30 protein-coding genes are annotated in these 26,806 nt (G+C 66.5%); 28 read left to right on the top strand and 2 right to left on the bottom strand.

Translation table 11 applies throughout. The annotated features are described in order from the left end of the window. The first annotated feature begins 10 nt into the window (after positions 1-10). On the top strand, positions 11-1,585 hold the full coding sequence (locus H7347_RS05515; protein WP_227659030.1) for a (2,3-dihydroxybenzoyl)adenylate synthase: 1,575 nt from the start codon (positions 11-13) through the stop codon (positions 1,583-1,585). On the opposite strand, the gene H7347_RS05510 is transcribed toward H7347_RS05515, so the two are convergent. Further along, positions 1,557-2,459 carry a carbohydrate kinase gene (locus H7347_RS05510; protein WP_152822196.1) on the bottom strand — a complete coding sequence of 301 codons (903 nt, stop codon included), beginning with the start codon at positions 2,457-2,459 and terminating at the stop codon, positions 1,557-1,559. The two genes, H7347_RS05515 and H7347_RS05510, sit on opposite strands and share 29 nt — an antisense overlap. Before the next feature lie 212 nt (positions 2,460-2,671). Between H7347_RS05510 and H7347_RS05505 the strand changes: the two genes are divergently transcribed. The 27 genes from H7347_RS05505 to eccB all read left to right on the top strand — a co-directional run bounded on the left by H7347_RS05505 (position 2,672) and on the right by eccB (position 25,622). Then, positions 2,672-4,120 carry a glycoside hydrolase family 32 protein gene (locus H7347_RS05505; protein WP_152822037.1) on the top strand — a complete coding sequence of 483 codons (1,449 nt, stop codon included), beginning with the start codon at positions 2,672-2,674 and terminating at the stop codon, positions 4,118-4,120. A 44-nt stretch (positions 4,121-4,164) separates the two neighbouring features. Beyond that, positions 4,165-6,159 carry a sucrose-specific PTS transporter subunit IIBC gene (locus H7347_RS05500; protein ID WP_186337288.1) on the top strand — a complete coding sequence of 665 codons (1,995 nt, stop codon included), beginning with the start codon at positions 4,165-4,167 and terminating at the stop codon, positions 6,157-6,159. A 175-nt stretch (positions 6,160-6,334) separates the two neighbouring features. Further along, positions 6,335-6,703 carry a 50S ribosomal protein L14 gene (gene rplN, locus H7347_RS05495; RefSeq protein ID WP_018118351.1) on the top strand — a complete coding sequence of 123 codons (369 nt, stop codon included), beginning with the start codon at positions 6,335-6,337 and terminating at the stop codon, positions 6,701-6,703. Between the two features lies 1 nt (position 6,704). Further along, positions 6,705-7,019 carry a 50S ribosomal protein L24 gene (gene rplX, locus H7347_RS05490; RefSeq protein WP_186337287.1) on the top strand — a complete coding sequence of 105 codons (315 nt, stop codon included), beginning with the start codon at positions 6,705-6,707 and terminating at the stop codon, positions 7,017-7,019. Continuing rightward, positions 7,019-7,603, top strand: a complete 585-nt coding sequence (gene rplE / locus H7347_RS05485; RefSeq protein ID WP_152822036.1) for a 50S ribosomal protein L5 — start codon at positions 7,019-7,021, stop codon at positions 7,601-7,603. Before rplX ends, rplE begins: the two co-directional genes overlap by 1 nt. A 337-nt stretch (positions 7,604-7,940) precedes the next feature. Then, on the top strand, positions 7,941-9,278 hold the full coding sequence (locus tag H7347_RS05480; protein WP_370513922.1) for a lipase family protein: 1,338 nt from the start codon (positions 7,941-7,943) through the stop codon (positions 9,276-9,278). A gap of 263 nt (positions 9,279-9,541) precedes the next feature. Continuing rightward, positions 9,542-9,940 (top strand): 30S ribosomal protein S8, encoded by a 399-nt coding sequence (gene rpsH / locus H7347_RS05475; RefSeq protein WP_152822032.1) that lies wholly within the window; start codon positions 9,542-9,544, stop codon positions 9,938-9,940. An 18-nt stretch (positions 9,941-9,958) separates the two neighbouring features. Further along, entirely contained in the window at positions 9,959-10,495 is a 537-nt protein-coding gene (rplF, locus tag H7347_RS05470) for a 50S ribosomal protein L6 (RefSeq protein WP_152822031.1), read from the top strand. Between the two features lie 2 nt (positions 10,496-10,497). Further along, complete coding sequence (rplR, locus tag H7347_RS05465; protein WP_152822029.1) at positions 10,498-10,905, top strand: 50S ribosomal protein L18; 408 nt, start codon at positions 10,498-10,500, stop codon at positions 10,903-10,905. A 40-nt stretch (positions 10,906-10,945) separates the two neighbouring features. After that, on the top strand, positions 10,946-11,572 hold the full coding sequence (gene rpsE, locus H7347_RS05460) for a 30S ribosomal protein S5 (protein WP_152822027.1): 627 nt from the start codon (positions 10,946-10,948) through the stop codon (positions 11,570-11,572). Positions 11,573-11,574: 2 nt separating this feature from the next. Beyond that, positions 11,575-11,760, top strand: a complete 186-nt coding sequence (rpmD, locus tag H7347_RS05455; protein ID WP_152822025.1) for a 50S ribosomal protein L30 — start codon at positions 11,575-11,577, stop codon at positions 11,758-11,760. Between the two features lie 7 nt (positions 11,761-11,767). After that, complete coding sequence (gene rplO, locus H7347_RS05450; protein ID WP_152822024.1) at positions 11,768-12,217, top strand: 50S ribosomal protein L15; 450 nt, start codon at positions 11,768-11,770, stop codon at positions 12,215-12,217. A 79-nt stretch (positions 12,218-12,296) separates the two neighbouring features. Next, positions 12,297-12,710 (top strand): hypothetical protein, encoded by a 414-nt coding sequence (locus H7347_RS05445; protein ID WP_152822022.1) that lies wholly within the window; start codon positions 12,297-12,299, stop codon positions 12,708-12,710. Positions 12,711-12,833: 123 nt separating this feature from the next. Next, complete coding sequence (secY, locus tag H7347_RS05440) at positions 12,834-14,159, top strand: preprotein translocase subunit SecY (RefSeq protein WP_186337286.1); 1,326 nt, start codon at positions 12,834-12,836, stop codon at positions 14,157-14,159. Beyond that, entirely contained in the window at positions 14,156-14,707 is a 552-nt protein-coding gene (locus H7347_RS05435; RefSeq protein ID WP_152822020.1) for an adenylate kinase, read from the top strand. Before secY ends, H7347_RS05435 begins: the two co-directional genes overlap by 4 nt. Before the next feature lie 117 nt (positions 14,708-14,824). After that, on the top strand, positions 14,825-15,619 hold the full coding sequence (gene map / locus H7347_RS05430; RefSeq protein WP_152822019.1) for a type I methionyl aminopeptidase: 795 nt from the start codon (positions 14,825-14,827) through the stop codon (positions 15,617-15,619). 59 nt (positions 15,620-15,678) lie between these two features. After that, complete coding sequence (locus tag H7347_RS05425) at positions 15,679-16,446, top strand: L,D-transpeptidase (RefSeq protein WP_152822017.1); 768 nt, start codon at positions 15,679-15,681, stop codon at positions 16,444-16,446. A 162-nt stretch (positions 16,447-16,608) separates the two neighbouring features. Beyond that, the gene (gene infA, locus H7347_RS05420) at positions 16,609-16,827 is read left to right on the top strand and encodes a translation initiation factor IF-1 (RefSeq protein ID WP_018118368.1); all 219 of its coding nucleotides are present in this window, start codon (positions 16,609-16,611) and stop codon (positions 16,825-16,827) included. Positions 16,828-16,999: 172 nt separating this feature from the next. Then, positions 17,000-17,368 carry a 30S ribosomal protein S13 gene (rpsM, locus tag H7347_RS05415; protein WP_018118369.1) on the top strand — a complete coding sequence of 123 codons (369 nt, stop codon included), beginning with the start codon at positions 17,000-17,002 and terminating at the stop codon, positions 17,366-17,368. Positions 17,369-17,371: 3 nt separating this feature from the next. Further along, positions 17,372-17,776, top strand: a complete 405-nt coding sequence (rpsK, locus tag H7347_RS05410) for a 30S ribosomal protein S11 (protein ID WP_055122250.1) — start codon at positions 17,372-17,374, stop codon at positions 17,774-17,776. 22 nt (positions 17,777-17,798) lie between these two features. Next, complete coding sequence (gene rpsD, locus H7347_RS05405; RefSeq protein ID WP_055122249.1) at positions 17,799-18,404, top strand: 30S ribosomal protein S4; 606 nt, start codon at positions 17,799-17,801, stop codon at positions 18,402-18,404. 70 nt (positions 18,405-18,474) lie between these two features. Further along, positions 18,475-19,491, top strand: coding sequence for a DNA-directed RNA polymerase subunit alpha (locus tag H7347_RS05400; protein WP_152822015.1), 1,017 nt, complete (start codon positions 18,475-18,477; stop codon positions 19,489-19,491). 39 nt (positions 19,492-19,530) lie between these two features. Further along, entirely contained in the window at positions 19,531-20,013 is a 483-nt protein-coding gene (gene rplQ, locus H7347_RS05395) for a 50S ribosomal protein L17 (protein WP_152822013.1), read from the top strand. A gap of 107 nt (positions 20,014-20,120) precedes the next feature. Further along, complete coding sequence (locus H7347_RS05390) at positions 20,121-20,795, top strand: hypothetical protein (protein WP_152822011.1); 675 nt, start codon at positions 20,121-20,123, stop codon at positions 20,793-20,795. Beyond that, positions 20,756-21,670: a tRNA pseudouridine(38-40) synthase TruA gene (gene truA / locus H7347_RS05385; RefSeq protein ID WP_152822009.1), complete on the top strand. Its 915-nt coding sequence runs from the start codon at positions 20,756-20,758 to the stop codon at positions 21,668-21,670. The genes H7347_RS05390 and truA overlap by 40 nt, the downstream gene beginning before the upstream one ends. 39 nt (positions 21,671-21,709) lie before the next feature. Further along, entirely contained in the window at positions 21,710-24,232 is a 2,523-nt protein-coding gene (locus H7347_RS05380; RefSeq protein WP_152822007.1) for a DUF6541 family protein, read from the top strand. A gap of 94 nt (positions 24,233-24,326) precedes the next feature. Further along, positions 24,327-25,622, top strand: coding sequence for a type VII secretion protein EccB (gene eccB / locus H7347_RS05375; protein ID WP_152822005.1), 1,296 nt, complete (start codon positions 24,327-24,329; stop codon positions 25,620-25,622). Between the two features lie 7 nt (positions 25,623-25,629). Here the strand turns inward: eccB and H7347_RS05370 are convergent, their stop codons facing one another. Then, entirely contained in the window at positions 25,630-26,802 is a 1,173-nt protein-coding gene (locus H7347_RS05370) for a S8 family serine peptidase (protein ID WP_152822003.1), read from the bottom strand. Positions 26,803-26,806 lie beyond the last annotated feature (4 nt).

The raw sequence follows: 26,806 nt of genomic DNA, 5'->3' as shown, positions 1-26,806 counted from the left end.
CACCCCCGGCATGGTGGCCACCGGTGTCCCCGAGGAGGTGGCCCGGCGGTACCGCGAGGAGGGGTTGTGGACGGGAGACCATCACTGGCGGATGTTTAGCCGCACGGTGGAACGGTACCCGGATCGGCTGGCGGCCACCGACCGCTACCGCTCGCTGACCTGGGCGCAGCTGGCCGAGACGGTGGCCGCCGCCTCGGCCAGGTTGGCGGCGGTGGGGGTGTGCCGCGGCGACGGCGTCCTCGTGCAGATGCCCAACTCCGTGGCCTACCTGGAGACCATTCTGGGGGTCTGGCGGTTGGGGGCCATCCCGGTGATGACCCTGCCCGCCCACGGCTCCACGGAGGTCGTGCACTTTGCGGATACCGCGCCGGCACGCCACTACGTCGGCCCGGTCAAGGGGGATCGGCACCACGCCCGCGTGATTCGCGACCTGGAGCGGCGGCGCCCCGACGTGGTGCGGGTGGAGGTCGATACGTGCTCGGCGGACTGCCCCTGGGGCACGGAACCCGTCCCGACCCCGGCGGAGGTAGACCCCGCGGAGCTGGCCTTTCTTCAGCTTTCGGGCGGCACCACCGGCGTCCCCAAGCTGATTCCCAAGACCCACGATGACTACCTGTATTCCGTGCGTGCCTCCCTCGAGGTGTGCGACCTGGATGAGGACAGCGTGCTGTTGACCGTCCTGCCCGCCGCGCATAACTTCTCGATGTCCTCGCCGGGGATACTCGGGGCCATGATGCGCGGGGCGCACATCGTTTTTTCCCCGGATCCCAGCCCCATGACGGTGCTGCCGCTGATGGAGAGGCATCGGGTCACTCACGCCGCCCTGGTGCCGCCCATGCTCCTGAGCTACCTTCATTTTCCGGAGCGGGCCGGGTATGATCTTTCCGCGCTGCGCACCCTGTGGGTGGGTGGGGCCAAGCTGTCTGCGGCCGTGGCGCGCCGCGTGACCCCGGAGTTGGGGTGCCGGCTGCAGCAGGTCTTTGGCATGGCGGAGGGCCTGGTCAATTACACCAGGCTGGACGATCCCGAGGAGGTTGTGATCGCCACCCAGGGGCGTCCGGTCTCTCCTCACGACGACGTGCGCCTCATCGACGCCGAGGGCAAGGACGTACCCGCTGGGCAGCCGGGCGAGTTGATCACGCGCGGGCCTTACACGATTCGCCGCTATCACCGCAATCCCGAGGCCAATGCGCGTTCCTTTACCGAGGATGGTTTTTACCGCACCGGAGACATCGCCACCGTGGACGTACGCGGCAACATCACGGTGGTGGGCCGGGCCAAGGATCAGATCAACCGGGGCGGGGAGAAGGTGGCCCCCGAGGCCGTGGAGAATGCCCTGCTGGGGCACCCCGGCGTGCACGATGCTTCCGTGGTGGGGGCACCGGATGAGGTGCTGGGGGAAAAGATCGTGGCCTACGTGATCCCGCAGCAAGGGCGGGAGCTTACCGCTGTTGACCTGCGGAAGTTTGTTCGCGAGTCCGGATCGTCGAGCTTTGCGGTGCCCGACGTCGTCGAGATCGTATCGGAATTTCCCTATACCGGGGTGGGCAAGGTGTCTAAGCGGAGACAGCGGGAGCGTCGATAGCCGCGAGCACCTCGTGCCGGGTGGGCGGCTGAGCGCCCGGTCGCGAACAGGTCAGGGCGGCGCCAGTGGCGGCGAAGCGCAGTACCTTCCGCCAATCCGCCTCGCCCAGCCCCGCGAGGGAATCGGGGCCCCACCCCCGCCGATCCGCGTAGGCGAGCAGGGCGGCCAGGACGGTATCGCCCGCGCCGATGGTGTCCGCCACGGCGACGGGCACGGCGGGAATGTCCACCCGAGCCCGCGCGGTGCGCACGCTCAGGCCCTCCCCGCCGCGCGTGATGACGATGACGGGGGCGGCGATCTCCTCGATCCCGCCGAGGAACTCCACTTCCTCCTCGGAGAGCTTCAGCAGCGTGACATCCGGGAGGAGGCTGCGGAGGAACGCGCGGTGGCGTGTGGTGGCGGAGAAAGCGCGGATGTTGGGGTCGAGGGCCACGAGGGCGCCCCGGGTGGCCATCTCGCGCAGCACTTCCGCGTAGCGGCTCGCGGCGGGTTCCAGCGCCAGCGAGCAGGTGCCAAAGCAGGCGATCGGAGCGTCGGTGGCCCACGGGCGGGCGAGGCGATCCGCGGTGCCCTGCGTGTAAAAGGAGTAGCTTGCGGAACCGGTGCGATCCATGCTGGTCACCGCGAGCGTGGTGGGTGCCTCGCCGCGCTGCACGCCCGAGGTATCCACGCCTTCTTCGCGGAGAGCGCGCGTTAGGGCCTCGCCGAAGGCATCGGTGGACAGGCGGGATTGGAAGGCCACCTCCGCTCCCAGGCGGGCGGCGGCCACGGCCACGTTGTAGGGGCCGCCGCCGAGGGCTGGGCGCAGCGGGGCCAGCGGGGTGGGGTCGGCGGGGACGAGGTCGATGAGCCCCTCGCCGTAGACGGTGATCATGGGTGCCTCCCGGTGGTGGTGCGATCGGATCACGGCGTTCTGTGCACGCCGGTTAGGTGCCACGGTAGCAAGGATGAGGGCGCGATTATGCCCGATCGGAAGGGGGAACGGGCATGTTTCTCGGGTATTTTGGGATGGAACGGGCAAGAAAAAGAAGGAATCGGGCGCTATGGGGTGGCTAGGGACACATCGCGGCGGCTATTCTGGTGGGCATGGCGCAGCATCACTACCGCCCCGCTTATCACGTTTCGCCGCCGCAGGGGCGGCTCAACGACCCCAACGGGCTTTTTCTCAGCGGCACCACCGTGCACGTGCATTACCAGCACGATCCCGTGTTCCCCCACGCCGCCAAGCGCACCGGCTGGGGGCATGCCGCGATCCCGTTGACCGGACCCCGTGCCTTCGTTCCTCATCACCTGCCCGCCGCCATGGAACCGGGTTATCCCTACGACGCCCACGGCTGCTACTCCGGCTGCGCGGTGCGCATCCCGGACCATCTGCGCGGGGAATACGGGGGAAGCGCCGAGGTGGCCCTGTTCTACACCGGAAATCTCAAGACCGAGCGGGGGCGGCAGGCCAGCCAAAACCTCACGCTGCTCGACGACCCGGACGGACCGCTGGGCGGGGTGTACCGGCGGGTGGAACACAACCCGGTCATCGCGACCCGCCCCGAGGGCTTTACCCCGCACTACCGCGACCCGCACGTGGGGCCGGATCCCGAGCGCCCCGGCGCCTGGCGCATGGTGCTCGGTGCCCAGCGCGGGGAGGGGGAGGGTGGCCCGGGTCGCGGCGAGGGCACGGCGGTACTGTACCGCTCCGTGAACCTCCGGGACTGGGAGTTCGCCGGGCCACTGGACTTCGATACCAGCGGGGCCGTCCCGGGCGATGCCCCGGACCTTCTTCCCGACGGCTACATGTGGGAGTGCCCCAACCTCATCCGGCTCATCGACCGGCGCACCGGCGAGGACATGGACGTGCTGGTGATCTGCCCGCAAGGCCTCGACGAGGTCGAGGAGGTGCTCCCGGAGAACCCCGATGTGATGGTCACGCACTACGCCAGTGCCGATCAGTGCGGCTACCTGGTGGGGCACCTCGAGGGCACCACCTTCCGCGTGACCCGCGGCTTCAGCGAGCTGGACTACGGCCACGAGTTCTACGCCCCGCACCTCATTCCGGAGTCTCCCGACGCCGCCCTCATGCTCGCCTGGATGGGTCAGCCCGCGCAGGACGATAAGCCCTCCCTGGCCGAGGGCTGGGTGCATATGCTTACCTGCCTGCGTCGGCTCACGCTCGTCGGTGGTCGGCTGCGCCAGGAACCCCTGCTGCCCGCGCGGTTGGACGCCCCCAACGCCTTCCGCCTCACCGCTTCCCTCGGCGGCGAGGACATCGACAAACGGCTGGTGGATACCGCCGGCGAGACTCAGGTGCGGTTGGCCTACGAGGCGGCCGCTGGGGTGCTCTCCGTGGGGCGCCGGGGTGGGCACGCCGCGCTGGACCGCGGCGACGGCAACGCCTGGGACACTCGCACCTTCCGGGTGGAGCCCGGCCCGTTGGAGGTGATCGTCGATGGCGCGGCCGTGGAGATCTTCGCCGGCACCAGCGGGGTTACCGCCAGCCTTCAGGCGTTTTGCACGCCGGGGGCCAGCTGGCGCCACCCGTAGGCTTTTCCATCACACACATTCACACAGAAAGCGGAATAACCACCGTGGAACACAAAGAGGTAGCCGGCCGCGTGCTGGCGGCCGTGGGCGGGGAGGACAACCTTGTCGCCGCGGCACACTGCGCCACGCGCCTGCGCATGGTGCTCAAGGACGGCTCCCGCATCGACCGGGAACGCCTGGACAACGATCCCGACCTCAAGGGAACCTTTGAGGCCGGCGGCATGTTTCAGGTCATCGTGGGGCCCGGCGACGTCGATCGGGTTTTCGCCCAGATGGAGGCGCAGACCACCAAGAACATCGCCGTGAGCACCGAGGAACTCAAGGAGGTCGCGGCCACGGGCGGCAATCCCGTGACCCGCGCCGTCAAGGTGCTCTCCGATATCTTCGTGCCGCTGATCCCCATCCTGGTGGGCGGCGGCCTGCTCATGGCGCTCAACAACGTCCTCACCGCGCAGGGTGTGTTCGGGGAGCGCTCCCTGATCGCCACCTACCCCCAGATGGCGGATCTTTCCGAACTCATCAACCTCCTGGCCTCCGCTCCCTTCGCCTTCCTCCCGGTGTTGGTGGGCTATACGGCCACCAAGCGCTTCGGCGGCAACGAGTTCCTGGGTGCGGGCATGGGCATGGCGATGGTCATGCCCATGCTGGTCAACGGCTACGAGGTGGCCGAGGCGACGGCCAACGGCCAGATGCCGCACTGGGACATCTTTGGCCTTCACGTCGCCCAGGCGGGCTACCAGGGCACGGTGCTCCCCGTGCTGGTGGTCTCCTGGTTGCTGGCCACCACGGAGAAGTTCCTGCACAAGCGCCTCAAGGGCACCGTGGACTTCCTGCTGACCCCGGTGCTGACCCTCCTGGTCACCGGCTTTATCACCTTCCTCGCCGTGGGTCCGGTCATGCGCACCGCGGGCGACGCCTTGGGTGAGGGGCTGGCCTGGCTCTACCACGTGGCCGGCCCCCTCGGCGGCTTGCTCTTCGGCCTGTTCTATTCCCCCATCGTCATCACCGGCCTGCACCAGTCCTTCCCGCCGATCGAGATCCAGCTTTGGGCGGCCGATGGCGGCTCCTTCGTGTTCCCCGTGGCCTCCATGGCCAACATCGCCCAGGGCGCGGCTACCCTGGCCGTATGGACGCTGGCCACGTCGAGCAAGCTGAAGGGCCTGGCGGGGGCCTCGGGCGTCTCGGCGGTGTTCGGCATCACCGAGCCCGCCATCTTCGGTGTGAATCTGCGCCTGCGCTGGCCCTTCTTCGTGGCCATGGGCGGGGCGGCCCTGGGCGGCGCGCTGGTGGCGCTGTGGAAGATCAAGGCCACCGCGCTCGGCGCGGCCGGGTTCCTCGGCGTGGTCTCCATGCGCGCCGGGGATTGGGGCACCTTCCTTGTTCTCTCGGCGGTGACCTTCGCGGTCACCTTCGCCGCCACCTGGGGCTACGGGTGCTACCTGGTGGCCCGCAACGGCACGATCGACCCGGACGCTCCCGCCGCCGTGGTGGGTGGCGGGCACCCGGAGGAGCCCCGCGCGGCGGCCTCCGCCGAGGCCACCGCCGTGGCTTCCCCGCTCACGGGCCGGGTTCTGGAGCTCTCCGAGGTTTCCGATCCGATGTTCGCCGCGGGCAAGCTCGGCGCGGGGATGGCCGTGGTTCCTCGGGAGGGCGTGCTGCGCTCCCCGGTGGCGGGCACCGTGACGGTGGCTTTTCCCAGCGGCCACGCCTTCGCCGTGCGTACCGAGGCCAAGGATGGCTCTCCGGTGGACATCCTCATGCATATCGGCTTCGATACCGTGAACCTCAAGGGAGAACACTTTAGCCCCCGCGCGGCCAAGGGGGACCGGGTGCAGGTGGGTGACGTGCTGTGCGAGTTCGACATCGAAGCGATCACGGGTGCGGGCTACGAGGTGACCACCCCGGTGGTGGTGGCCAACGCCAAAAAGACCGGCCCCGTGCTACCCGCGGCAAGTCGTGCGCTCCCCGGCGTCGTGACGGCGGGGGAGGCGCTGCTGGCGGTGGAGCCGAAGCCGGCCGCGGCGGCCGCTACCCCCTGAGGCGCTGTTGCGCCCGGAGTCGATGAGGTGATTTAATAGGGCGGTTGTCTGCGTGGAGGGTGCGTTCCGAGCCCGAATGGCCTGTGGTCGGCGCAGAAAACGAGCTTTGTACATAGACCGCGTGCGCGCAGGACGGAAATCTGGCGCACACTCAACCAGGTCAAGGAGACCAGCAGTGATTCAGCAGGAATCGCGTCTGAAGGTCGCCGACAACACCGGTGCGCGGGAAATCCTGTGCATCCGTGTTCTCGGCGGTTCTACCCGACGCTTTGCCGGTATCGGTGACACCATCGTGGCCACCGTGAAGGAAGCCACCCCCGGCGGCAACGTCAAGGCCGGCGAGGTGGTCAAGGCCGTGATCGTGCGCACGAAGAAGGAGACCCGTCGCCCGGACGGCTCCTACATCGCGTTCGACGAGAACGCCGCCGTGCTCATCAAGAACGATGGCGAGCCCCGCGGCACCCGCATCTTCGGGCCGGTGGCCCGCGAGTTGCGCGAGAAGAAGTTCATGAAGATTGTGTCCCTGGCACCGGAGGTGATCTAAGGTGAAGATCCGCAAGGGCGATATGGTCCAGGTGATCTCCGGGCCGGATAAGGGCGCTCAGGGCAAGGTGATCCAGGCCTTCCCCAAGAACGACAAGGTTCTGGTCGAGGGCGTGAACCGCATCAAGAAGCACGTGGCCAACTCCGCCCCCGAGCGCGGCGCAGAGTCCGGCGGCATCGTGACCCAGGAGGCCCCCATTCACGTGTCCAACGTGATGCTGCTGGACTCCGAGGGTAAGCCCACCCGCGTCGGCTACCGCTTCGACGAGGACGGCAAGAAGGTCCGCATCGCGCGTAGCAACGGGAAGGACATCTAATGAGCGAGAACTACACCCCGCGGCTCAAGACCGTCTACCGCGAGGAGATCCGCGCCAAGCTCAACGAGAAGTATGAGTACGAGAACGTCATGCAGATCCCCGGTCTGACCAAGATCGTGGTGAACATGGGCGTGGGCGACGCCGCCCGCGACTCGAAGCTCATCAACGGTGCCATCGAGGATCTGACCCTCATTACCGGCCAGAAGCCGCAGATCCGTCGCGCGCGCAAGTCCATCGCCAACTTCAAGCTGCGCGAGGGCATGCCGATCGGCGCGAAGGTGACCCTGCGCGGCGACCGCATGTGGGAGTTCCTGGATCGCCTGCTCACGGTGGCGCTGCCCCGTATCCGCGACTTCCGGGGCCTCTCCGACACCCAGTTCGACGGCCACGGCAACTACACCTTTGGTCTGACCGAACAGACGATGTTCTACGAGATCGACGTGGACAAGGTTGATCGCCCGCGCGGCATGGACATCACCCTGGTGACCACCGCCACGAACAATGAGGAAGGCCGCTCCCTGCTGCGCCTGCTCGGCTTCCCGTTCAAGGACGCCGAGGGCAAGATGCAGCCCAAGGAGGCCTAGCCCCCGCGCCGGTTGCCCGGCGTTTGCAGGAGGTTCCCGCCAGCCAGGAGGTTGGCGGGAACCTCCTTTGCTTACCGGAATCGTGGGCGATATTGCGGGGTGGAGATGGCTGGGAAGGCTGCTGAGTCTGCGGGTTCTGTCGCGGCTCGGTGACGTGGTCTATCGCTGCCATGCCGCCGCGAGGGTGTGCGAGATTGAGGCCTAGTCACACCAGTCACACTGGTTTTGCTATGCTTCCTTAGGGAAATGTCTTTTGGCTATGCTCCGCCTGTCTTTCCCCTGGTTGTTTGGCTCGGGGGTGAAACTTCGTCAGTGGTGGAGAAGATTGGATGAATACGTGAAGAAGACGCGTTTGCTTGCGTTCCTGACCGCCGTGGCGACGGCCCTCCCGGCGGCTCCCGCCGTCGCGCTGCCCTCGCTGGAAGGCCCGCACCCCGGCGCTCCGATGGGTGGCTCCTCGGTGCGCCAGGCCGATCACAGCTTCTTTGAAAATCATGAGGATCTCTCCGGGCGTAACCCCGGTGAGGTTTTGGGCGTGCGCCACGTGGCCTACCATGCGCTCGGCGCCCCGACGCCGCTGGACGTGGCGCAGATCCGCTACGTCACCACGGACTCGCAGGGGAATAAGACCCACGGCATCACCTCCGTGCTCTCGCCCACGGGGCCGGGCAATGGCAAGCTGGTCTCCATTCACTCGATCTACGATTCCCTGGATCCCGAGCATGCTCCCTCCCGCGCCATCGCCGGGGACGTGGCCCTGGGCACCATCTCCTACTCCACCGTGGAGACGGCCCAGCTCCTTGATTTCCTGGCGCGCGGCTACTCGGTGGCCTTCCCGGACATCGAGGGGCAGAATGCCAACTTTATCGCCGGACCCGAGTACGGCACCACCACCCTGGACGGCATCCGGGCGGCCCTGTCCGTGCCGGACACCGGACTGAACCAGGATTCGCTGGTGGGCCTCTTCGGGTACTCGGGAGGCTCCATCGCCACCAACTGGGCCGCGCAACTTGCCCCCTCCTACGCCCCGGAGATCAACGATAACCTGGTGGGCGCCGCGACCGGCGGCGTGCTGGTCAACCCGATCAACAACATCGGTTACGTTAGCGGTTCCGCCTACTGGGCCCCGATTCAGGTGATGGCCGTGGTGGGCCTGTCCCGCGCCTACGGGCTGGATCTGAACAAGTACTTCAACGGTTTCGGTCGCATGATGCTCGCTCGCATGGAGCGCGCCTCGATCACGGAGGTCGTGGGCACCGCCCCGGGCCTGACCTGGGAGTCCCTGGTCAAGCCGGAGTACCGCGATCCCTATGCGGTGCCCGAGCTGGTCGATGTGGTCCGCAAGGTGAACATGGGCCTTGGTCCTGACCCGACCATTCCCTTCTACTACAGCCAGGGCACCGTGGGTGAGGTTATCGGAACGGTGGACGTCCCGCGCGGTCTGGGCAAGGCGGGCGACGGCGTGATGGTGGCCGACGATTCCCGCGCCCTGGCCAACAAGTACTGCGCCGCCGGGGTGCCGGTGCAGTACGAGGAGCACCCTGTTGCTCACGTGGCCGGCGGGGCCGTTTGGTTTGCTAAGGCCGTGGGCTGGCTGAACGATCGCTTCGAGGGCAAGCCCGCCCCGAGTACCTGCGGCATCATCCCCGCGGGCGACCAGAGCATCCTGCACTAGGGTTGCGATCGGGGGGTGGTACCGGTACAGTGAATCTTTGGATTTCTGCGCGTCACGGTAGTGGCGCGCGGCTTTCCGTTAATTGAACATGAACACCTACTTTGCCGTAGGCCCCTCGCCGGATGCGCGGACCGTGTGGAATGTGGCAGCGAGCAGCCCCCATTACTGAGTGGGGGAGAGCGCAAGTGGCCCAAAAAGATGCACGGAGAACGCCGGATCGGTGAGCCACGGGAACCGCGGCGAGAAAGGCTAGAGGTCGCTTTATGACCATGACTGATCCTATCGCGGACATGCTGTCGCGCGTGCGCAACGCGAACCACGCGCACCACGACGTCGTGTCCATGCCTTCCTCGAAGATCAAGGCGAACATCGCCGAGATCCTCAAGCAGGAGGGTTACATTGCGAACTACACCGTCGAGGACGCCAAGGTCGGCAAGACCCTGACCCTTGAGCTGAAGTACGGCCCCCAGCGCGAGCGTTCCCTGTCCGGTCTGCGCCGCGTGTCCAAGCCGGGTCTGCGCGTGTACGCAAAGTCCACCGAACTGCCGAAGGTCCTGGGCGGCCTGGGCGTGGCGATCATCTCCACCTCCCAGGGGCTGCTGACCGACCGCCAGGCGAGCGAGAAGGGCGTAGGCGGAGAAGTTCTCGCCTACGTCTGGTAAAGGGAGAAGTGATAAGCAATGTCGCGAGTTGGTAAGGCTCCCATCGCCATTCCGTCCGGCGTGGAAACGAAGATCGATGGCCAGCACGTCGAGGTCAAGGGCCCCAAAGGCACCCTGTCCCTGGACGTCCCGGAACCCATCGCTGTGTCCGTGGAGGACAACCAGATCCTGGTGACCCGCCCGGACGATCAGCGCAAGAACCGCGCCCTGCACGGCCTGTCCCGGTCGCTGATCAACAACTGCGTGGTCGGCGTCACCGAGGGTTACACCATCAAGATGGAGATCTTCGGCGTGGGCTACCGCGTGCAGGCCAAGGGCAAGAACCTGGAGTTCTCCCTGGGTTATTCCCACCCGATCCTCATCGAGGCTCCGGAGGGCATCACCTTCGCCGTGGACGGCACCACGAAGTTCTCCATCGCCGGTATCGACAAGCAGCAGGTTGGGCAGATCGCCGCGAACATCCGTCGTCTGCGGAAGGACGATCCTTACAAGGGTAAGGGCATCCGCTACGAGGGTGAGCAGATCCGCCGCAAGGTCGGAAAGACGGGTAAGTAAGCATGAGCAACAACGCAGAGCAGAACAAGAAGCGCACGCCGGTGGGCAAGGACATCTCCTCGCGCCGTCGCGCTGCCCGTGCCCGCCGTCACTTCCGCGTCCGCAAGAACCTGCGTGGTACTCCCGAGGCCCCGCGCCTGGTGGTTCACCGCTCCTCGCGTCACATGCACGCGCAGGTCATCGACGACACCATCGGCCACACCCTCGTTGCCGCCTCCACCATCGAGCCGGAGATCCGGGCGATGGAGGGCGACAAGAAGGCCAAGGGTGCCAAGGTGGGCGAGCTGATCGCCCAGCGCGCCAAGGAGGCCGGCATCGAAAAGGTCGTGTTCGACCGCGCCGGTTACAAGTACCACGGCCGCGTTGCCGCGCTGGCCGACGCAGCCCGCGAAGGTGGTTTGAAGTTCTAATGATCGCCGCCTCGCAGAACATCAACGGAAGGATCGCGTAATGCCGGGACGTGAACGGCGTGACGGCGGGCGCTCCGCCGACGAGAACAAGAAGAACAACAACGATCGCCGCGGCGGGCGCAACAACGATCGCCGCAGCAACAACGACGAGCGCGATAAGTACATCGAGCGCGTCGTGACCATCAACCGCGTGTCCAAGGTGGTCAAGGGCGGTCGCCGCTTCAGCTTCACCGCCCTGGTGATCGTGGGCGACGGCCAGGGCATGGTCGGCGTGGGTTACGGCAAGGCCAAGGAAGTCCCCGCCGCCATCCAGAAGGGCGCCGAGGAGGCCCGCAAGAACTTCTTCCGCGTGCCCATGGTGGCCGGCACCATTACCCACCCGGTGATCGGCGAGGCCGCCGCCGGCCGCGTGATGCTCAAGCCGGCCGCCCCCGGTACCGGTGTGATCGCCGGTGGTGCCGCCCGCCCGGTGCTGGAGTGCGCCGGCGTGCAGGACATCCTCTCGAAGTCCCTGGGTTCGGACAACGCCATCAACGTGGTGCACGCCACCGTGGCGGGGCTCAAGCAGCTCGTCCGCCCGGAGGAGGTCGCCGCCCGCCGTGGCAAGACCCTCGAAGAGGTCGCCCCGGCCCGTATGCTGCGCGCCCGCGCTGGACAGGAGGCCTAATCATGGCACTGAAGATCACGCAGATTCGCGGTATCGTGGGTGCGAACCCGAAGCAGAAGGCCAACCTTGAGGCCCTGGGCCTCAAGCGCATCCGCCACAGCGTTATCAAGAAGGACAACGCCGCCGTGCGCGGGCAGATCAACAAGGTCCGCCATCTGGTGGTTGTCGAAGAAGTGGCAGGGGAGTAGATAACACATGAGCGATATCATCAAGCTCCACGATCTGCGCCCTTCCAAGGGTGCAAACAAGCCCAAGACCCGCGTGGGTCGCGGCGAGGCGTCCAAGGGTAAGACCGCCGGCCGCGGTACCAAGGGTACCAAGGCCCGCAAGCAGGTTTCGGCGGCCTTCGAGGGTGGGCAGATGCCGATCCACATGCGGCTGCCGAAGCTCAAGGGCTTCAAGAACCCGAACAAGGTCTACTACCAGGTGGTCAATGTGGGCGACCTGAACAAGGCCTTCCCCGAGGGCGGCGACATCACCGTGGCCGACATCGTGGCCAAGGGCCTCGTGCGTCCCAAGCAGCCGGTGAAGGTGCTGGGCACGGGCGACCTCGGTGTGAAGATCAACGTCACCGCCGAGAAGTTCTCCAAGTCCGCGGTGGAGAAGATCGAGGCCGCAGGCGGCTCCGCGACCACCACCAAGTAGCCTCCCGCGCGAGAATCCCCGTCACCCCTATCCGGGGGGCGGGGTCTTTCGCGTTCTCGCCGGCTATACGGTGGACGTCATGACGGTGAGAACGTGGGCCGCCGCCGCGGCCGCAGTGATGGGGTTTCTTCTGGTCGCGGACCTGGCTTCGGTGATCTTTCTGGAAAGCGGTGCCGGCGCGGTGCCGCGTACGCTGTCCCTGGCCAACGCGGCGCTGATGCTGATGGGGATCGCGCTGTTTTTTGTGCGCAGGATCCCGCGCGCGATGATGGGGGTGGTCCTTGCGCTGGGGCTGTGTACCTGGTGGGCCCGGTTGGCGGTGGGCCTTGGCGGTGGCCTCAATGGCGAGGACGCGGCGGCCGTGCTCCTGCTCGGCGGGGCGGGGCGGGTTTCGTGGCGCTGCTGTGGGCGGGGCGAAAAGAGTCGATGCCGGCCGAACACTAAGGCGATGCTCACCCAGGGGTGGGAAAACCTCGGGCGGCTGGTAGGGTAGTGGAGTCAATTGTGTCCGGCGCCCCTGGCTGCGTGTATGCGGGGCGTTAGGGGCTGGAAGGAATAGAACACTCTGCCGCGTGGATCACCAGACGGTGATGGGCGCGCGGAGCCAGGAGGATAAGTGTCCGCCGTTATCCAGGCTTTTAAGGATGTTGATCTTCGCCGGAAGATTCTCTTCACGATCGCGATGATCATCTTGTACCGCATCGGTGCGCAGATCCCCTCCCCGGGAGTGGATTATGCACAGATCAGCGGCCGTTTGCGCGACCTCACCCAGGAACAAGGCAGCGTGTACTCGCTGGTTAATCTGTTCTCCGGCGGCGCGCTCTTGCAGCTTTCCGTGTTTGCTATCGGCATCATGCCCTACATCACGGCCTCTATCATCGTGCAGCTGCTCACGGTGGTGATTCCCCACTTCGAGCAGCTGAAGAAGGAGGGGCAGTCGGGTCAGGCCAAGATGACTCAGTACACCCGCTACCTCACGGTGGCGCTGGCGTTGCTGCAATCCGCGGGCATCGTGGCCCTGGCGGATCGGCAGCAGCTCCTGGGCGCGGGCGTCGAGGTGCTGGTGGCCGACCGCGGCGTCTGGGACCTGGTGGTGCTGGTGATCACCATGACCGCCGGTGCGGTGCTGGTGATGTGGATGGGTGAGCTGATCACCGAGAAGGGCGTGGGCAACGGCATGTCCCTGCTCATCTTCGCCGGTATCGCCACCCGCCTGCCCACCGATGGCGTCTCGGTGCTCAACAATTCCGGTGGCCTCATGTTCGCCGTGGTGCTCGCCGCCGTGATCCTGCTCGTGGTGGGCGTGGTCTTCGTGGAGCAGGGCCAGCGCCGTATCCCGGTGCAATACGCCAAGCGCATGGTGGGGCGTCGTCAGTACGGCGGCTCCTCCACCTACCTGCCGCTGAAGGTGAACCAGGCGGGCGTGATCCCCGTGATCTTCGCGTCCTCCTTGATCTACATGCCGGTGCTCATCACCCAGATCGTCTATTCCGGTCGCGTGGGGCAGCCGGATAACTGGTGGCAGCGCAACGTCATCTCGGTGCTGCAGACGCCCTCCTCCTGGCAGTACATCGTGCTCTACTTCGTGCTCATCATCTTCTTCTCCTACTTCTACGTCTCGGTGCAGTACGACCCGAACGAGCAGGCGGATAACATGAAGAAGTATGGTGGCTTCATCCCGGGCATCCGACCGGGGCGGCCCACGGCGGAGTACCTGGCCTACGTGATGAATCGCCTGCTCTTCGTCGGCGCGCTGTACCTGGGCGTCATCGCGGTGCTGCCCAATATTGCCCTGGACTTCGGGGTGGGCCACCAGAGCGGCGCGGGCACGGGTGCCTTCGGCGGCACCGCCGTGTTGATTCTTGTGTCCGTGGCGTTGACCACCGTGAAGCAGATTGAAAGCCAGCTGCTGCAAAGTAACTACGAAGGATTGCTCAAATGAGACTTGTACTTCTCGGTCCTCCCGGTGCCGGCAAGGGCACCCAGGCCGCGCTCCTCTCGGAGAAGCTGGGCGTGCCCCACATCTCCACCGGAGATCTCTTCCGCGCCAATATCGGGGAGGGGACCCCGCTGGGCATGGAGGCCAAGGCATACATCGACGCGGGCAAGCTCGTGCCCACCGACATCACCGCGCGCATGGTGGAGTCGCGGCTGACCGAGGCGGATACCGCCGAGGGCTTCCTACTCGACGGCTTCCCCCGCACCGTGGAGCAGGCGGATATCCTGGCCGAGCTGCTGGGGCGCCAGGGGCTCAAGCTCGACGGGGTGCTCAACTTCCGCATCTCCGAGGACGTGGTGGTCGAGCGCATGCTCGCCCGCGGCCGTGCGGACGATAACGAGGAGACCATCCGTACTCGGCTGAAGGTCTATCGAGAGGAGACCGCGCCCCTTATCGAGCACTACGGCGAGGCGATCGTCAGCATCGACGCCGAGGGTGAGGTCGAGGAGATCAGCGCGCGCGCCCTGGCGGAGTTGGGGAAGCGCGCGTAACCGCCGATCGTCGATCGGCATAGCAATCCCCGTGGGAGTCCCTGGTGGCATTCCCCCGGGGATTTTCTGCGCGGTGGGAAAGCCGGGCGGGGTGAAGAACACAGAACTGAGGAGACGATGGGTTTTAAGACTCGCAAGAAGATACCGGGCAAGACGCCCGGGGAGCTCGACGCCATGCAGGCGGCGGGGGAGATCGTAGGCCGGGCCCTGTGCGCAGTGCGGGAGGCGGCGAAGCCCGGCGTGAGCACCGCGGAGCTCGACGCCGTGGCCGAGGCCGTGATTCGAGACGCCGGGGCCTCCCCGACCTTCCTCGGCTACGAGGGCTTCCCGGCCTCCATCTGCGCCTCCGTGAACGAGGTGATCGTGCACGGTATGCCCAGCGAGAAGGTGGTGCTGCGCCAGGGCGATCTGGTATCCATCGACTGCGGTGCCACCTTGGATGGCTGGGTGGGCGACTCCGCATGGTCCTTTGGGGTAGGGGAGCTCTCCCCGGAGGCCAAGGCGCTCAACGAGGCCACCGAGTGGGTGATGCAGCGGGGAATCGAGGCGGTGGTGCCGGGTGCGCGTCTCACCGACATCTCGCATGCCCTGGAGGTGGCCACCCGGCAGGCCGAGCGCCGCTGGGGGGTGCCGCTGGGGATCGTCGATGGCTATGGAGGGCACGGTATCGGGCGCACCATGCACGAGGATCCCTTCCTGGCCAACGAGGGGCGCCCCGGCAAGGGGCCGGTGGTGCAGGAGGGCACCACGCTGTGCGTGGAGCCCATGCTGACCCTGGGGACCTGGGATAACGAGGTGCTTGACGACGCCTGGACGGTGGTGACCGCGGATGGTTCCTGGGCGGCGCACTGGGAGCACACGGTGGCGGCCACGGCGGAGGGGCCTAGGATTTTGACTCCACGCCCGGAGTAGTGATCCGGCCGGTTGCGCCGATGCGGGTTTAAGGTACGGTAGCAGCTATACTTGCGGTCATGTCATACAAGCCCCGCCATGCTAAGCCCTCTGCCACGCGGCGTCGGGCGGCCTCCTTCGCTGCCGCTGGTACAGCGACGGGTGCCCTCCTGGCCGCTCCCTCCGTTGCCTCTGCGGCAGAGAATACTTCCGCTCCGATCGCCTTGACGTGGGGCGATCAGGCCCTTCAGATTCGCGACGCGCTCCACGAGCAGGCGGGTCTTCTTCCCCCGGAGCTCGCCGAGCCGGCTCGGCAGCTGGTGGATACCTCCGTGGAGACGGCCTTTCCCGGGCTGATCGATCAGCCCGAGCAGCCTCCCGTGGTTGATCCCGCGGCCGAGGAGGCCGCCCGCGCCGCGGAGCAGCGCCGCGCGGAGGCTCAGCGCGTGGCCGAGCAACAGCAGGCGGATGCCCGCGCCGCGGAGGTCAGCTCCACGCCCTGCCCGCAGCAGGCTCGCGCCTGCATCGACCTTCAGGGCAACCGCACCTGGCTGCAGGAGGGCGGCAAGGTCACCTACGGGCCGGTGCCGATGTCCGCCGGTGCCCCCACGCCGGAGACCGCCACCCCCACCGGCACGTTCTACGTGAACCGCAAGGTCAAAGACGAGATCTCCTACGAGTTCAACGGCGCGCCCATGCCCTACGCGGTGTACTTCACCAACAACGGCATCGCCTTCCACCAGGGAAATACCGCCCTGCTTTCGCACGGCTGCATCCACCTTAACCACGACGATGCGGTGCAGTACTTCGATCAGCTTCAGATCGGCGATATGGTTTACGTCTACTAGATTTTTGTACGCAAGGCGAGCGGGTACTTTACCCGCTCGCCTTTTTTGTTAGCTGGAGATGCGGCGTGTAAAGTAAGCCGAGATCATGTCCTATCGCGTCGTGCGTTCGTGTGCGGCGCGGCGTGGTCGCTATACAACACATGTCAGCGGAGAGTGGAGGATATGGCAAAGGAAGGCGCCATCGAGGTGGAGGGTCGGGTTATCGAGCCCCTGCCGAACGCAATGTTCAAGGTCGAGCTCGATAACGGCCACCAGGTTCTCGCCCACATTAGTGGCAAGATGCGCCAGCACTACATCCGTATCCTGCCCGAGGATCGCGTCGTGGTGGAACTTTCCCCCTACGACCTGTCCCGCGGCCGCATCGTCTACCGCTACAAGTAAGTCTTTTCGCCTCCTTGCTCCAGGCTTTTGCGCGCGTGCGCGCGAAGCTGCATGACCTTCGGCCACGGTGGCTGGAGCCCCGGTTGTCGCGGACGCGTCGTGCGCGTCAGATTCCGCGCGGCGGGGGTGAGCAGGGAGAAAACCACCGTAACTACCGGAAAGGTACTGCCACATGGCACGTCTTGCTGGTGTGGACCTCCCGCGCAATAAGCGCATGGAGGTTGCACTCACCTACATCTACGGCATCGGCCCGGCCCGCTCGGCCAAGCTGCTGGAGGAGACCGGCATCTCTCCCGATCTGCGCACCGATGACCTCAACGACGAGCAGCTTTCTGCTCTGCGTGACGTGATTGAGGCTTCCTGGAAGGTGGAGGGCGACCTCCGCCGCCAGGTTCAGGCCGATATCCGCCGCAAGATTGAGATCGGAAGCTACCAGGGCCTGCGGCACCGTCGCGGTCTGCCCGTTCGCGGTCAGCGCACCAAGACCAACGCCCGCACCCGCAAGGGCCCGAAGAAGACGATCGCCGGAAAGAAGAAGTAATCTATGCCTCCGAAGACTCGCTCTGGCGCCCGCCGCACTGGCCGCCGCGCCGTCAAGAAGAACGTGGCCCAGGGCCACGCCTACATCAAGTCCACCTTCAACAACACCATCGTGTCCATCACCGCCCCCAACGGCGACGTGATTTCCTGGGCCTCCTCCGGCCACGTGGGATTCAAGGGCTCGCGCAAGTCCACGCCGTTCGCCGCGCAGCTGGCCGCGGAGAACGCCGCCCGCAAGGCAATGGATCACGGCATGAAGAAGGTGGATGTGTTCGTCAAGGGTCCGGGCTCGGGCCGCGAAACCGCTATCCGTTCCCTCCAGGCCGCCGGCCTCGAGGTCAATTCGATCTCCGACGTCACGCCGCATCCGCACAATGGCTGCCGCCCGCCGAAGCGTCGTCGCGTTTAAGGGAAAGGAAAGGTAACTAACTATGGCTCGTTACACCGGCCCCGCAACCCGCAAGTCCCGCCGTCTCCGTGTTGACCTCGTCGGCGGGGACATGTCCTTCGAGCGTCGCCCCTACCCCCCGGGTCAGGCCGGCCGCGCCCGCATTAAGGAGTCCGAGTACCTGCTCCAGCTGCAGGAGAAGCAGAAGGCCCGCTTCACCTATGGCGTGATGGAAAAGCAGTTCCGCCGCTACTACCAGGAGGCCAACCGCCTGCCCGGTAAGACCGGCGAGAACCTCCTGGTTCTGTTGGAGTCCCGCCTGGATAACGTGGTCTACCGCGCCGGTCTGGCGCGCACCCGTCGCCAGGCCCGCCAGCTGGTTTCCCACGGTCACTTCACCGTGAACGGTAAGAAGATCGATGTTCCCTCGTTCCGCGTGTCGCGCTACGACATCATCGATGTGCGCGAGCGTTCCCGCAAGATGCAGTGGTTCGAAGAGGCCCAGGAGCAGCTTGCCGACGCCATCGTGCCGGCCTGGATTCAGGTCGTCCCGGACACCCTGCGCATCCTCGTGCACCAGCTGCCCGAGCGCGCACAGATCGACGTTCCGCTGCAGGAGCAGCTCATCGTCGAGCTCTACTCGAAGTAATCTTCGAGCTTCGTTATCCGTCCCTTTCCCCACTATCGGCGTCAAATAGCGGGCGCCAAAGGAGAGTCCCATGCTCATTTCTCAGCGACCCACCCTTACCGAAGAGGTGGTGGAGGAGTCCCGCTCCCGGTTCATCATCGAGCCGCTGGAGCCGGGTTTTGGCTACACCCTCGGCAACTCGCTGCGTCGCACCCTGCTGTCGTCCATCCCGGGCGCGGCGGTGACCAGCGTGAAGATCGATGGTGTGCTGCACGAGTTCACCACGATCAACGGGGTGAAGGAGGATGTTTCCGACATTATCCTGAACATCAAGTCCATGGTGCTGTCCTCGGATTCCGAGGAACCTGTGGTGATGTACCTGAGCAAGCAGGGCGAGGGCGAGATCACGGCGGGCGACATCCAGCCCCCCGCCGGGGTGGAGATCCACAACCCGGATCTGCACATCGCCACCCTCAACGAGCAGGGCAGCCTGGAGATTGAGTTCATCGTCGAGCGCGGCCGGGGTTACGTGCCCGCCGCCCCCACGGGTGGCGGGGAGATCGGTCGGATCCCGGTGGATCAGATCTATTCCCCCGTGCTTAAGGTCAGCTACAAGGTCGAGGCCACCCGCGTGGAGCAGCGCACGGACTTCGACAAGCTGATCATCGACGTGGAGACGAAGAACTCCCTCACCCCGCGCAATGCCATGGCCTCCGCGGGCAAGACGCTCGTGGAACTCTTTGGCTTGGCGCACGAGCTCAACACCTCCGCCGAGGGGATCGAGATCGGTCCCTCCCCGCGAGAGTCCGAGTTCATGGTTGCCTACGGGACCCCGATTGAGGACCTCAACTTTTCCGTTCGGTCTTACAATTGCCTGAAGCGCCAGGAGATCCACACCGTCGGTGAGCTCGCGGAGTGCACCGAATCGGATCTGCTGGACATCCGCAACTTTGGGCAGAAGTCCATCAACGAGGTCAAGATCAAGCTCGCCAACCTGGGGCTGACCCTCAAGGACGCCCCGGACGACTTCGATCCGACGGTGCTTGAGGGATACGACGCCGCCACCGGCGACTACGTGGACGACGAAGCGGAAGATTCCGAAGAGTAAGACGCCCGCTCAACTTAACTTTCACACGAGGAGTTATTCATGCCTACCCCCAAGAAGGGCGCACGGCTCGGCGGCTCTGCCAGCAACCAGCGGAAGATTCTGTCTAACCTGGCTGCGCAGCTGTTCGAGCACGGTGCCATCAAGACCACCGATGCACGGGCCAAGATGCTTCGCCCCTACGCGGAGAAGCTCATCACTAAGGCCAAGCGGGGCACGCTCGCGGATCGCCGCGAGGTGCTCAAAAAGGTGCCGCACAAGGACGTTGTGGCCCACCTCTTTAACGAGCTCGCCCCCAAGTTCGAGGGCCGCGAGGGCGGTTACACCCGCATCGTGAAGCTCGACAACCGTCGCGGCGATAACGCCCCGATGTCTCAGGTCTCCCTGATTCTGGAGGAGACCGTGAGCACCGAGGCTACCCGCGTTACTCGTGCGGCCGCGGCCAAGGAGGCCGCGCAGACCGAGGCTACTGAGGAAGCCGTTGAGGCTCCCGAGAAGGCGGAGGAGAACATCGAGGAGAAGTAATCTCTCCTCAGAGGTGCTCTCGTCGAGCGCCGGGGTAGGAACATCGCCGATGTTCCTACCCCGGCGCTTTTGTCCCGGTGTCCCGGCGCTGCGGTATGGTGCTGCGTGTGAAACGCACATTGAGAACGACACCGGCGGTTGTCCTCCTGCTGGCGCTGGCCGCGTGGTATGGGGGACGGCTCATCGCCGCGATCGGCTGGCGGGGGGAGTACCTGCCTCGGTGGAACATGGTGGCCGATCTGCAGGTGTCCGAGTGTCTGCCGATGGAGGACTTCTTTGCCCCGCGCGTGGCGTGCAGCCCGCATTACCTGTGGTTTCAGTGCGCAGGATTGTTCGCCGCAGTGATGGTGGCAGTCGCCGGGCTCTGGCTCCTTCAGCGGGGGCATGGCATGGCTGGGGCCGCGCCCATGGGCGGGGGGTTTATAACCGCCGGAATCTGTGCCGCGCTGGCCCTGGCCGTGGATCCGGCGCACTACTCCACAGCGCATTATGTCCTCGAAGCCGTGGCGGTGGCGGCGATGTGGTGCGTGATGGCGGTGGCCGGGGTGACTTCCCGGCGTCAGCGCGCGATAATCGAGGAGGTGCCGCGCGCCGCCGCGGGTGGCCCCCTTATCCCGGTGACGTGGGTGCTCCTGGGGGTATCGGTGTTGGGGGCGGCGCTGACGACTGCGGCCGCCCTCGGCACCGGCTATGGGCACCCGGTGGGGCTGTATCAGCGCATGGCTATCGACGCCCCGGCCCTATGGCTGCTGGCCCTGGCCTCGGGCTGGTGGCGCCGATGAGTCGGGAGGTGCGGCTGCGGCTCGATCTGGCCTACGACGGCACGGATTTTCACGGCTGGGCCAACCAGAAGGACCCCTCCCTGCGTACCGTTCAGGGCGTGCTGGAGGAGGCGCTGGCCTTGGTTCTGCGGGTGCCGGTGAGCCTGACGGTGGCGGGGCGCACGGACGCGGGGGTGCACGCCTCGGGCCAGGTGGCGCACGCGGACGTACCCGCGGAGTGCCTGGAGCAGCGCTCCCTGGGGGGAGACCCACGCCGGTTGGTGCGGCGGCTCGCTCGGCTGCTGCCCGAGGACATCCGGCTTGCGGCCTGCCAGGTCGCCCCGGAGGGCTTCGACGCCCGGTTTTCTGCCCTGCGCCGTCGCTACGTGTACCGGGTGACCACGCATCCCGGCGGTCCCCTGCCGACCAGGGCGCGTGATACCGCGGCCTGGCCCAAGCCGGTGGAGCTTTCCCGACTTCAGGACACGGCCGATCACCTGGTGGGTTTGCATGACTTCGCGGCTTTTTGTAAAGCCAAGCCGCACGCCACCACGGTGCGTGACCTTCAGGTGTTGCGCTGGCGCGACGCCTCCACCCCGAGCGAGCCGGCCTTGTACGAGGCCGAGGTCCACGCGGATGCCTTTTGCTGGTCGATGGTGCGCGCCCTGGTGGGGTGCTGCCTGGCGGCGGGGGAGGGGAGGTTCGCTCCGGAGACCGCGCTGGGGTTGCTTCAGGAGCGCCGCCGCTCCCCCCGAGTACCCGTGGCGGCGGCCAGGGGGTTGAGCCTGGTGGGGGTGGACTATCCTGAAGAACGGGAACTAGCAGCTCGGGCGTTGGTGACTCGGGATCGGCGTGCGGCGCTACCGCGCCAGGGCCAGGAGACCAGTACCCTTTAGGGGCTGCCCAAGACCACGAAAGGACCACGAGGCATCTCCATGGATACTGCTCAGATCGCCTATCTCGCGGTACTGATCTTTACCCTGCCGGGGTTCCTGCTGAGCTGGGCTTCCGGGCTGAAGGTACCGTGGGCGGTGGTGGCCTCCGTGCCGGTGAGCTTCGGGGTTTTTGGCCTGGCGGCCTGGCTGATGGGCGTAACCCCGTGGCGCTACGATCTGTTGTCCGTAAGCGGCCTGTGGATAGTTCTGCTCCTCCTCGCCCTGGGGTGGCGATACTGTTACGGTCGGCGTCGTGGTGGTAGAAGGCGTCGCGCCGCGCTGTGGACGAGGCGCCGGGATCGCGGGCGGAATATGGCGGCCACGGTGATCTACCTGAAACCCGATGCCGACATTCTCGGTGACGCCGCCGCGGTGGACCTGGCCACGGGTTTGGCCGCCCGGCCCACGGTGTACAAGGAGGCCCTCGATCCCGCCGCGCCGCACCGCGAGGAGTCCCTGGAGGACACCGGGCCGCGCTGGACGCAGCGCGAGTGGTGGCGCGATGCGCACCGACGCCGCGGCAGTATCGTCGATGCCGCCTGGATCATCCCCGCCCTGGGCGTGGTCGCCGGGGCGCACGTGATAGTGGGGAAGTCGCTGGGCTTTATCGCCCGCGCGCCCGAGGGGCTCAATAACGTCTTCCAGGGTTGGGATGTGCAGTGGCACGCTAACGTGGTGCGCTGGATCATGGAATCCGGAGTGGCCTCGCCCACCAGGATGGGGGAGCTGCACAACATCGAGACCCAGGCCTCGATGTTTTATCCCAGCGGCTGGCACGCGGGCACGTATTTCATCGCCCAGCTCGGCGGGGTATCGCCCATCGAGGCCGTCAATGTGGCCAGCGCCGTCATCCCCGGCGTGGGCTTCCCCCTCTCCGTGGGACTGTTGGCGTGGAAGATGATGCGCAGCCGCGGCCTGACCGCCCAACTGGGCGCGGCCCTGGCGGGGTTCATGATCTTTGGTGCCCCCGCAGGGTACTGGGTGGGTAACTACGTGGGTGCCTGGCCCTATGTGGCGGCGGTGTCTCTGACCGGGGTTGTTATCGCTCTTTTCATGAACGTGCCGGATGATCCCCGCAGCGGCCTCGCCGCGGCCCTCGCGCTCATGGGCGTGACCCAGATGCACCCCTCGGCGGCCACGATCATCGTGAGTGCCCTGCTCCTGTGGTGGCTGTGCTGGTTGATCTGGGTGCCCTCTCGTCCCGCCGAGGGCCTGTGGCAGGGGATCCGGGTGCGACTGCGTGATGGTGGGGTGCTGGGTGCTTTTGGCGCGGTGGGCGTGGTGCTGCTGCTGCCGCAGTTGCTCGTGGGCTCCGAGGTCACCGAGGAGGTGGCGGCCTTTTCCGGGGAGGAGGATATTTCTTCCGGGCAGGCCTGGGCCAAGGTACTGTGGATGAACACCCGACACGTGGATGCCTTCGGCGAGATCACTCTCGCCTGGGTGCTGTGGGCCGCGCTCATCGGTGGAATAGCCCTGATTGTGTGGCGGCGCAACCTGTGGGCGCCCCTGCTCTATCTCTTTTCCGTGGTGCTCGCGGTCAATGCCCTGTATCCCTTGGGGGGTGCCTGGGGGGAGATTCTGAGCGCCATCGGCGGCCTGCATTACTCCATGGCGCATCGGCTCGTGATTCCCGTGGCGATGCTGGTGATGGCCGCCGCGGGCATCGGCGTGGCGACTCTGCTTCGGCTGGTGTGCCTGGCTCCGGTGAAAAAATGGGGGCGCGCTTCGGCCATCGTCTCCATCGCCCTGGCGCTGCCGGTGGGCGGAGGAATCTACGCGAACCTGTGGTCGCAGATTGCGGAGGGGGCGGAGTGGGCGATTAATTCCTCCCGCGAGGATGATCGCATGGTCAGCGCGGTGGATCTGCGGGCCTTCGATTGGCTGGCGCGTCAGCCGCACGCCTACGAGGGCCTCATCATGGGCGAACCCGCCGACGGTCACAGCTGGATGTACGCCTACAACTCCCTGCCCACCGTCATGCGTCATTACGATTGGCCCGCCGACTCCAAGGACTCCGCCACGCGCCTGCTGTACTGGTGGCCTAATGCCCTCGGGGCCGGGAACCCCGGTGCCCCCAACGAGCGCAATAACGTGGACGAGGCCGCCGAGCGCATGGGCGTCAAGTACATCATGATCTCGCCGGAAAACTTCTGGATTTCCCAGCCGCGCAACGAGCGCATGATGGACGGGCTGTGGTACACCCCCGGCGTGACCCTGGTGTACCTGGAGGATAACGTGGCGATCTTTGCCGTCAATGAGGCCTTCACCGACGAGGAACTCGAGGCGATGCGCGAACCCGGCAATTCTCCCGAATCCCTCGATGAGCGCTATCCCATCCCCACCAAGGGGGAGGCCGGGGTGGCCGCTTCCCCGGAGGAGGAGTCTCAGCCCTACTTCCACCGGCCCACCGAACCCAACAACCGTCCCGACGTGCCGGATGCGGACGAGGACGCCGAAAACGATGCCAGCTGGCCCGTGGCGGGGAGGTTTACCGAGGGTGGTGCCCCCGTGCGGACGGAATAAGGAGCTCACGCCCGCTCACCCCGGTGGGGGTGGTGATTCCGGTATAATATGAGGCTGTCACGGATACTATCTTCGGGGGAAGGTTCATCGGGGGATGCCACATCATCGTCTTGTTCTCGCGCCCACCACGCAAGCCCAGGTCTCTGGGCACCGCTTTCTGCTGCGTAGGATGCATCACGCGCTCGTGCTGGGCGATGCCCGCATGATCCACGATCCGCTGGCCAAACGCCACCGGGCCGCCACCGTGGGCGTGGTTCTCGCGGTGCTTTTTCTCATGGGATCGGGCCTCCTTGCAGTTCTTGACCCGCATCCCATCCCCGGCGAGGACGTCGCCCTTTTGCGCGCTGCCAGCGGCGAGCTTTACGTGCGTCTCGACGGCGAGGTGCACCCGGTGAGCAATCTCGCCTCCGCCCGCCTCATCCTGGGGACGGCCGCGGAACCCGCGGACATCGCCGACGAGGAGCTGGGCTCCCTGCGCCATGGTAGGCCGCTAGGACTCAGCGATGCCCCCGGCTTTATCGCCGCCGCGAACCCACCGGAGGAGGAACGCACGTGGGCCGCCTGCCTGCGCGGTGGTCGGCTCAGCGTGGAACTGGGGCGTACGCCGCACGCACTGGATGGTCACGAGGCGGTGTTGCTGCGCGAGACGCACGGCCCGGTGCCGATGGACTACCTGGTAACGGCGGGAGGCAGGGCGGCGCTGCCCCTGGGAGATACCCCCGAGGGGGTGGTGGTGCGCCGAAGATTGGGGATAGATGCGACCGCTCCAGTGTGGGAACCACCGGCGCCCTTGACTGCGGCGATTGAGGAGAGCAAGGCAATTTCCTTTCCCCACCCCCTGCCCGAGGTGTGGCGCGTGGGTGCGGAGGCGTGGGCTTCCTCCCCCGAGGGGATCCACGAGGTGACTGAGGAACAGGCGGCTATGCTCACGGACATGGGGGCGACTCAGCGCAATGTTTCCCGCGCGCAGGCGGCGGCTCGCCCCCAGGCACCCAACCTCTTGAACCTGCCGGATCACGCCGTACGTCTGATCGATCCCGCGAATACCGATCTCTGCGCGGTGGGCGCCGAGGGGAGCGTGGGTCGTGCCCTGCCGGACAGCCCGCGGGCGATCTTGCCCGAGCGGGGATGGGATAGCGGAGGAGACCGCGGGGAGGCGGAGAGTCGCCTGGCGGTGGCGGAGTTTTTCTCCGCCGACTTGCGTGGGGCCATCGCGGTGGATACCGGGGCGGGGTATCACGTGGTGACCGCGCACGGGGTGCGCCATCGCTTACCGGGGCGAGAGACTGTGGCGGTATTGGGGCTGCCCGAGCCGATTCCGGGATGGTGGCCCGCTCTTCGTTTGCTGCCCGAGGGTGCACCGCTGAGCGAGGAGGAGGCAATGCGATGAGCTGCGATCACCCCCAGGTGTGAGCGGAGGGGCGCTGGGACCGATAGCGTAAGAGGAACCCTCGGATCACCATCCCGCCGAGGACCGCGCAGCCCAGGGCTGACGCGAGGTGCAGGCTCTGCGATTGCGCGCGGGTGTCGGGGGGAACGGGGCGAGAGACCGCGGGAATCTCGCGCGGCGGCGCCGACCGGGGCAGGATCGTGGCGATAGCATCGTGCGTGGTGATGGCCCCGTGCGGCGGTTGAGCGGCAGCAAAGAGGTGCGCCCGTACCTGGGCCGGGGAATAATCGGGCTGCTGTTCCAGGAGCAGCGCGGCGATCCCCGAGACCACGGGTGCGGCAAAACTCGTACCGATCAGCTCCTGCGGGGCGGAAATGAAACCGGAGGAATCGGGGGAACCCACCGCCCCGATCCAACCGGGGCCTTGGGGATCGAGACCTGCCGCGAGCCGCCCCGGGGCGGCGAGGAGATGACGACCGCTGGATAAGGAGTAGTCCGCCAGGTCGTGGGGGTCATCGAGGGCGCCGACGGCGACGACGGTGGGCGCATGCGCCGGGTAGACCACGGAGGAATCCTGGCACTGCGTGGAGCGATTTCCCGCCGCCGCCACGACCACGGAACCCTGCTGCTCGGCGTGATCGAGGGCCTCGTCGAGAACGCGGGTATCGAGGCGTTGGGCACGCTCGGGCGGTACGCAAGCGACCACCGAGACATTGATGACGCGTGCGCCGCGATCCACCGCCTCGCGGATCGCTTGGGCGAGCGAGGAGAGGGTGCCCCTGGCCCGAGAGGTCTCATCGGGGTGCGATGTGGTGGAGCTGGTCTGGCGAATGCTGAGAATGCGCGCGCCGGGGGCAATCCCCCGATCCGCCGAAGCGATGATGCCGGCCACGATCGTTCCATGGGCGTCGCAGTCGTGAAAGGGGTCGGGGGATTCGGGCGAGACAAGATCGGAGCCTGCGTCAAGATTGCGCAGCTGCGGATGCGAGGCCACGCCGGTATCGATTACCGCCACGGTCACCCCGGCACCCGAGGCGTGTTCGGAACCGGGCATGGATGCTGGTGGCACCGGCCCGGTGAGGGCGATCCCCGCCGCGCAGCGCTCCTCGGCGTATCCTGGCGCGGCGAGGACCACCGGCCAGGTGCCGAGGCAGAGGAGAAAAAGGATCAGGCGGATCACAGGC

The organism is Corynebacterium sp. zg-331 (genome assembly GCF_014267345.1).
In the GTDB taxonomy this organism is placed as follows: Bacteria; Actinomycetota; Actinomycetes; order Mycobacteriales; family Mycobacteriaceae; genus Corynebacterium.
This window is presented reverse-complemented; position numbering and strand designations above follow the sequence as displayed.

What these genes read in the sequence shown, in the direction of transcription:
- H7347_RS05515 (WP_227659030.1), top strand. Translation starts at nt 11, where the DNA reads ATGGTGGCCACCGGTGTCCCCGAGGAGGTGGCCCGGCGGTACCGCGAG.
- H7347_RS05510 (WP_152822196.1), bottom strand. Translation starts at nt 2,459, where the DNA reads ATGATCACCGTCTACGGCGAGGGGCTCATCGACCTCGTCCCCGCCGAC.
- H7347_RS05505 (WP_152822037.1), top strand. Translation starts at nt 2,672, where the DNA reads ATGGCGCAGCATCACTACCGCCCCGCTTATCACGTTTCGCCGCCGCAG.
- rplE (WP_152822036.1), top strand. Translation starts at nt 7,019, where the DNA reads ATGAGCGAGAACTACACCCCGCGGCTCAAGACCGTCTACCGCGAGGAG.
- rpsH (WP_152822032.1), top strand. Translation starts at nt 9,542, where the DNA reads ATGACCATGACTGATCCTATCGCGGACATGCTGTCGCGCGTGCGCAAC.
- rplF (WP_152822031.1), top strand. Translation starts at nt 9,959, where the DNA reads ATGTCGCGAGTTGGTAAGGCTCCCATCGCCATTCCGTCCGGCGTGGAA.
- rplR (WP_152822029.1), top strand. Translation starts at nt 10,498, where the DNA reads ATGAGCAACAACGCAGAGCAGAACAAGAAGCGCACGCCGGTGGGCAAG.
- rpsE (WP_152822027.1), top strand. Translation starts at nt 10,946, where the DNA reads ATGCCGGGACGTGAACGGCGTGACGGCGGGCGCTCCGCCGACGAGAAC.
- rpmD (WP_152822025.1), top strand. Translation starts at nt 11,575, where the DNA reads ATGGCACTGAAGATCACGCAGATTCGCGGTATCGTGGGTGCGAACCCG.
- rplO (WP_152822024.1), top strand. Translation starts at nt 11,768, where the DNA reads ATGAGCGATATCATCAAGCTCCACGATCTGCGCCCTTCCAAGGGTGCA.
- H7347_RS05445 (WP_152822022.1), top strand. Translation starts at nt 12,297, where the DNA reads ATGACGGTGAGAACGTGGGCCGCCGCCGCGGCCGCAGTGATGGGGTTT.
- H7347_RS05435 (WP_152822020.1), top strand. Translation starts at nt 14,156, where the DNA reads ATGAGACTTGTACTTCTCGGTCCTCCCGGTGCCGGCAAGGGCACCCAG.
- map (WP_152822019.1), top strand. Translation starts at nt 14,825, where the DNA reads ATGGGTTTTAAGACTCGCAAGAAGATACCGGGCAAGACGCCCGGGGAG.
- H7347_RS05425 (WP_152822017.1), top strand. Translation starts at nt 15,679, where the DNA reads ATGTCATACAAGCCCCGCCATGCTAAGCCCTCTGCCACGCGGCGTCGG.
- infA (WP_018118368.1), top strand. Translation starts at nt 16,609, where the DNA reads ATGGCAAAGGAAGGCGCCATCGAGGTGGAGGGTCGGGTTATCGAGCCC.
- rpsM (WP_018118369.1), top strand. Translation starts at nt 17,000, where the DNA reads ATGGCACGTCTTGCTGGTGTGGACCTCCCGCGCAATAAGCGCATGGAG.
- rpsK (WP_055122250.1), top strand. Translation starts at nt 17,372, where the DNA reads ATGCCTCCGAAGACTCGCTCTGGCGCCCGCCGCACTGGCCGCCGCGCC.
- rpsD (WP_055122249.1), top strand. Translation starts at nt 17,799, where the DNA reads ATGGCTCGTTACACCGGCCCCGCAACCCGCAAGTCCCGCCGTCTCCGT.
- H7347_RS05400 (WP_152822015.1), top strand. Translation starts at nt 18,475, where the DNA reads ATGCTCATTTCTCAGCGACCCACCCTTACCGAAGAGGTGGTGGAGGAG.
- rplQ (WP_152822013.1), top strand. Translation starts at nt 19,531, where the DNA reads ATGCCTACCCCCAAGAAGGGCGCACGGCTCGGCGGCTCTGCCAGCAAC.
- truA (WP_152822009.1), top strand. Translation starts at nt 20,756, where the DNA reads ATGGCTGCTGGCCCTGGCCTCGGGCTGGTGGCGCCGATGAGTCGGGAG.
- H7347_RS05380 (WP_152822007.1), top strand. Translation starts at nt 21,710, where the DNA reads ATGGATACTGCTCAGATCGCCTATCTCGCGGTACTGATCTTTACCCTG.
- eccB (WP_152822005.1), top strand. Translation starts at nt 24,327, where the DNA reads ATGCCACATCATCGTCTTGTTCTCGCGCCCACCACGCAAGCCCAGGTC.